We start from the raw sequence: 5,317 nt of genomic DNA on the forward strand, positions 1-5,317 counted from the left end.
GTCGTGCACCGATCCGGTCGTGACGAACTCGGCGACCGCGGTCGCGAAGGTGTGTCCCAGGGCCCGCTCGGCGACTGTGGGCATGCCCAGCATCGGGCTGTCCGGGTAGGCGTCGAAGGTGTTGAAGAGGAAGGGCAGTTCGGCGCAGTGGGTGGCGCCCAGGGCGTGCGCGCCCTCGGCCGGCTGGTGGTCGAACTGGTAGACGTAGGTCGCGTTGCCGCCGGCCGCGTGGTGGTCGGCGATCTGCAGCGAACCGTTGCGGAACAGCTCATCGGTCTGCACCGCGGTGAAGATCCGCGCCGGCGTGGCCTGCGGAAGCCGGGCGGCATGCCGCTGGTAGACCTCGTGGGCCTGTTCGCCGATCTGGCCGGTCAGGATGGCCAGCGCGCCGTCGGAGGTGAGCGTCTGGATGCGCGGGTCCAAGGCGTAGAAGGCCGTCGCCTCGTCCCGGGTGGTACCGATCAGCAGCCCCTTGCCCTCCAGGGCGCCGTCCGCGAGCGCCCGCTGCCAGGCGCGCGGAACACCAGGGCCGCCGAGCACCGGATACATCGGCGGGGCAGCGTTGCCCGGACGCGCGAGTCGCCCCGCGAGCCGGCCGTAGGCGGACAACAACTGCTCAACGGGCAGTGCACGCAGTACCTTTGCGGCGTCCGCTCCGCCCGGCACATCGAGCAGCCGCAGGTACGCCTCGGCGATCTCGGCCGCGTGCTGCGGGTCCTGCGGCGGCAGGCCGAAGGGGCCGCTTTGCAGCAGCACCCGGGTGACGAGTCCCGTCGTCTGCGGATCGAGCGCCAGCGACAGGGCCGAGTACGCTCCGGCCGACTGCCCGCCGACCGTCACATTGCGCGGATCGCCACCGAAGGAGGCGATGTTGTCCCGCACCCAGCGCAGCACGGCGGCCTGATCCTGGGGACCGAGGTTGGCGGCGCCGATCTCCGGCAGGTACAGGTAGCCGAGCGGGCCCACCCGGTAGTTCGCGGTCACCACCAGCATGTCCCCCAGTGCGGCCAGCCGGCCCCCGTCGTACCAGTCCCATCCGCCGGAGCCGCTGGTGAAACCGCCCCCGTGCCACCACACCAGGACCGGACGGGCCGCACCGCCCTCAACTGCCCGCAGCGGACTGTGGACGTTGACGGTCAGGCTGCCGTCCTCGTTCCAGTCCGGCACACGGGGCCCCATCACCTGTTCCAGCCGGGAGGCCGCCTGCGGGACAGCCGGTCCGGCGTGCACCGCCTCCCGCACCCCGGCCCATCCCGGGTGCGGCTGGGGCGGCGCGAAACGCAACTCACCGACCGGCGACGCCGCATAGGGGATTCCCCGGAAGGAGATCACCTCGCCCTGCGCGACTCCCCTGACCTTGCCGCAGTCCGTTTCGACGATCCGGTGCTCGCTACCCGTCATCGTGCTCACCTCTCTGGCCTCGGTTGCCCTGGGTCGTTTCTATCCGCGAACACCGATATGAGCCAGAAAGAGCATCCTGAGGCACGAATGAAGGACATGTGATCTAGGAATATGGAGAAAGTGAGCCATCTCCTGAACGAAACAGACAGCCGTATCGCCGCCGCGATGCTGGCCTCCCCGCGCGCCTCGTGGCGCACGGTCGGCCGCGTCCTGGGCGTATCGGAGCGCACTGTGGTGCGTCGCGCGGCACCGCTGTTCCACGACGGAACGCTGCGCGCCACAGCCGTACGCAACCCCGTGTGGTTCCCGGATCTGATTCCGCTGGCCCTGCGCATCCGATGCCGGCCCAACCGGATCAGCTCCATCGCCGCCACCCTGGCCCGCCGCCCCGACACCATCTGGGTGGACGTCCTCGGCGGCGGCGACGAAATCTGCACCATCCTGTTCCTGGACGGGCCGGACGCACGCAACGCGCTGCTGCTGCGCGATCTTCCCGCCACACCCGCGGTCCAGTCGTGGACCTCTCATGTCCTCCTGCGGGTCTTCCCAGCCGCCTTCGACTGGAGCGGCGGCCTGCTGTCGGAAGCCGAGCTGGCCGGCCTGCGGCCGGACACACCTGCCGCACCCACCCCCTCCGCCCTCCTGCCCGTAGACCACCAGCTGATCGCCGCGCTGTCCGAGGACGGACGGGCCTCCTACACCGACCTAGCCCGCCGCGCCGACACCACTCCCCTCACCGCGCGCCGCCGGCTGGAGGCACTGGTGGGCGGCCAGGTGCTCAGGCTCGCGACCGAAGTCGACCTCGCCCGGCTGGGTATCCGCACCGAGGCACTCCTGTGGATCACCGTCGCACCCGGCGGCCTGGAGGAGACGGGCCATCAGCTCAGCCGCCACCCACAAGTCCGCTTCACCTCCGCCACCACCGGTTCGGCCAACCTCCTCGTGGCCGTCGCCGCAGCCGACCTCAACGCGCTCTACCACTTCCTGAGCGACACGATCGGCACCCTCGAACACATCACCACCATCGAGGTCACCCCGATCCTGACCGGGGTCAAAAGGACCGGACTGGTCCGCCCAGGGAGCCTCTGAGCCGACCACACGTGGGAGGTCGTCCATGGCCGCGCAGTACCGGGCGTCAGTCGGCCGGCCGCAGCGGGGCACTGGAGATCCCCGACTCCCGCCCGCTGAGCGCGGCATCCAGGGTCTCCTGTGCCGTGCGCATCGACTCGGCGTACTGCGGCTCCAACATGCGCTGCCAGGCTGTGTCCGGGGCGACCTCCTCAACACGGCTCATCACCCACCAGATGTTGCCGAACGGGTCGCGGACCCGGCCGCCGCGGTCGCCCCATGCGCTGTCGCTGACCTCAGTGATCACCTGCGCCCCGTGAGCCACGGCGGCCGCCATCGCCGCGTCCGCGTCGGGGACGTAGATCCGGAGCAGCGAGGGCATGACGGGCCAGTCGGGGCGGCGGTCGAAGGCCAGAACGACCGTGTCGCCGAGCCTGATCTCGCCGTGGCCGATGGTGCCGTCCTCCACCGGCACCCGGGCCAGTTCCTCGCCGCCGAAGGCACCGGCGACGAAGTCGAGCAGCGCTCCCGTGTCGTCGGTGACCACCCACGGTGCCACGCTGGTGTATCCCTCGGGCGCGGTGTGCTTCATCGGCGTTCCCTTCCGTCGTCACTCTTCCGCGGCTCCCCGCGCGGTACGACGACAGTAGGTCTCAAGTAGGCCAGAACCGGTCCTAGTTGATTCGGCCCCTCGGGACCTCAAGCACTCATCAGCCATGGTCGGGGCTGGACGCTGCACGGCCGAACCCCTGGTCGGGCTCCTGGTTGGGGTCGACGCCGGGGTGTGCGTACCGCTCCAGGCAGCGGACGGAGGCATCGCGGGAGCGAGCCGGCAGCGTCGGCGTGCTGGTGCCGGACTCGGCGTCATGGGTGAGCGCGCTGTGCCGCCTGCGGTGCAGCGTCCAGCCCCGCAGGTCGTCCCCCCTGCTCTGGGCGGGCGAGCGGGTTGGCAAGCCCCCGGTTGGTCCCCTCGAAGATCTCCTCCGCCTGCCGGTAGGACAGCCGGGCACGTCCCGTTACGGGGCAGACGTCGTTGGTCAGGGTGCCGTCGGGGGCGCGCCGGTGAGGAACGGTGACCCCTCGGTGCGGCTGGCGATCAGGCGGGCCGCCGGCTGGGCGGCGCCGGACTGCCCGACCACCTGGGCGGCGATAAGGCGTATTCCTCCCGGCGCAACCGCCGCTACCTGCGACGTCGCCGGATCAAGCCCACCATTCCCGAGCCCCGAGATCAGCGAGCCCACCGCATAAGACGCGGCAGCAGGGGCGGACGGCCCGCCGGCTTCGACAAGACGATCTACAAACGCAGGAACGAAGTGGAGCGGACGATCAACGCGTTGAAGAACTTCCGGGCCGTGGCCACACGCTTCGACAAACGCGCCTACGTCCTCCACGGGACCGTCACCCTCGCCTCGATCCGGCTCTGGCTCCGCCCATGATCAGCCGGACAGGCCCTAGGCCTGCCCGGCGAGGGGATGCCTTCACGTCTCGGCGCGGCGGAACTTACGGTTTGTGGGTTACCCAGAGCAGTTCCGCCGGCCAGCGGTATGCCCAGTCAGGCGGGTCGGTTTCGTTGTAGCCGTTGGCTGTTCCGAGTTCGGGCCGCGGCTCGATGAGGTCGTCGATGACGAGACCTGCGCCGCGCAGGACCTTGACCCAGTCGCCGTAGGTGAGCTGATAGCTGGTCGCGCCCTGGCCTTCGGCGATGGTGTCCAGCCCGAAGTAGTCCTGCTGCAGCGTCGTGGTCACGCGGCTGGCGGCTTCGTCGTAGCAGGCTTCGAACCATGGGCTGGCGACATTGAACACCAGGCGCCCACCACGGCGCAGGATGCGTGCGGCCTGCGGGACGGCCAGGTGCGGGGGCGCCCAGCTAAGCCCGCCGTAATCGCAGAACACCAGGTCGAAGCTGTCGGCGGCGAACGGGAGGTGTTCGGCGGCGCCTTGCACCAGCGGGTAGCGGGCCGCGCCCATCGCGCGAGCTGCCGCGGCGAGCTGGGCTTCGGACAGGTCGAGCCCGACCACGGTGGCACCCTCAGCGGCGAGCGCCCTGGACCACTGGCCGGCGCCGCAGCCGAGTTCGAGGACGCGCTTGCCGGTGACGTCGCCCAGGGCGTGCAGGTACGCGTCGGGGATGGAGTACATGCCCCACAGCCGGGGTGTGGCGCCGATTCGCGGGTCGTGCTCGTGCTGGTAGGCGCTGCTGATCTGGTTCCAGAGCCGCCGGTTGGCGGGGATGCTGTCCACGTGCCGACTCCAGCACTGCCTGCCGGGGGCGGTCAACACGATTAGGGCACTGGCCGGCCCTCGCCTCGGTCCGGAAGACTCGCGGCGGCCCGTGGAGCCTGGCTGGTCTTCGAGGACGAAGCCGGATTCTCCATGACGCCGCCGCAGGCCAAGACCTGGTCGCAGCGCGGGCGGACCCCGGTGGTGCGGGTGCGGGGCCGTTCCCGCAGGCGGATCTCCATCGCGGCGCTGACTTGCTACAAACCCGGCCACCGGTCCCGGCTGATCTACCGGCCGCGCCGGGACGACAACCGACGCGACGGACGTAAGAGCTTCTCCTGGCGCGACTACCGGGACCTGCTGATCGCAGCCCACCAGCAACTCGGCGGCCCGATCGTGCTCGTCCGGGACAACCTCAACGTCCACAAGGCCGCCGGGCTGCGGGAGTTCGCCGCCTCGCGCGACTGGCTGACCATCTACTACGTGCCGCCTTACGCGCCCGACCTCAACCCCGTCGAAGGCATCTGGTCCCTGCTGCGGCGCGCATCCGACGCGGCCTGCGCCACATCCAGTACCGCGGCGACCTCATAGACGGCTGCCTCGCCGAAACGGGCCTGATCATCAACAC

Annotated in this window: 5 protein-coding genes and 2 pseudogenes; 3 read left to right on the forward strand and 4 right to left on the reverse strand. The window is 70.4% G+C overall.

The annotated features are described in order from the left end of the window. Window positions 1–1,401, reverse strand: a 1,401-nt coding sequence (locus BEK98_RS45875) for a carboxylesterase/lipase family protein (RefSeq protein ID WP_107428340.1), incomplete at its 3' end; no start/stop codon positions are given. 111 nt (window positions 1,402–1,512) lie between these two features. Here BEK98_RS45875 and BEK98_RS45880 point away from each other — a divergent pair. Then, entirely contained in the window at window positions 1,513–2,490 is a 978-nt protein-coding gene (locus BEK98_RS45880) for an Lrp/AsnC family transcriptional regulator (protein WP_208643426.1), read from the forward strand. A gap of 46 nt (window positions 2,491–2,536) precedes the next feature. On the opposite strand, the gene BEK98_RS45885 is transcribed toward BEK98_RS45880, so the two are convergent. Continuing rightward, window positions 2,537–3,061: a VOC family protein gene (locus BEK98_RS45885; protein ID WP_094222758.1), complete on the reverse strand. Its 525-nt coding sequence runs from the start codon at window positions 3,059–3,061 to the stop codon at window positions 2,537–2,539. Window positions 3,062–3,179: 118 nt separating this feature from the next. After that, window positions 3,180–3,422 carry a hypothetical protein gene (locus BEK98_RS50620; RefSeq protein WP_244202290.1) on the reverse strand — a complete coding sequence of 81 codons (243 nt, stop codon included), beginning with the start codon at window positions 3,420–3,422 and terminating at the stop codon, window positions 3,180–3,182. Window positions 3,423–3,599: 177 nt separating this feature from the next. Here BEK98_RS50620 and BEK98_RS45895 point away from each other — a divergent pair. Continuing rightward, a pseudogene (locus BEK98_RS45895) lies at window positions 3,600–3,905 on the forward strand (transposase); the annotation flags it as partial. Window positions 3,906–3,969: 64 nt separating this feature from the next. Here the strand turns inward: BEK98_RS45895 and BEK98_RS45900 are convergent. Beyond that, window positions 3,970–4,710: a class I SAM-dependent methyltransferase gene (locus tag BEK98_RS45900; RefSeq protein ID WP_094222759.1), complete on the reverse strand. Its 741-nt coding sequence runs from the start codon at window positions 4,708–4,710 to the stop codon at window positions 3,970–3,972. A gap of 72 nt (window positions 4,711–4,782) precedes the next feature. On the opposite strand from BEK98_RS45900, the pseudogene BEK98_RS45905 reads away from it, so the two are divergent. Further along, window positions 4,783–5,317: pseudogene (locus tag BEK98_RS45905) on the forward strand (transposase); the annotation flags it as partial.

It is taken from the genome of Streptomyces diastatochromogenes (genome assembly GCF_002242805.1).
In the GTDB taxonomy this organism is placed as follows: domain Bacteria; phylum Actinomycetota; class Actinomycetes; order Streptomycetales; family Streptomycetaceae; genus Streptomyces; species Streptomyces diastatochromogenes.

What these genes read in the sequence shown, in the direction of transcription:
- BEK98_RS45880 (WP_208643426.1), top strand. Translation starts at nt 1,513, where the DNA reads ATGGAGAAAGTGAGCCATCTCCTGAACGAAACAGACAGCCGTATCGCC.
- BEK98_RS45885 (WP_094222758.1), bottom strand. Translation starts at nt 3,061, where the DNA reads ATGAAGCACACCGCGCCCGAGGGATACACCAGCGTGGCACCGTGGGTG.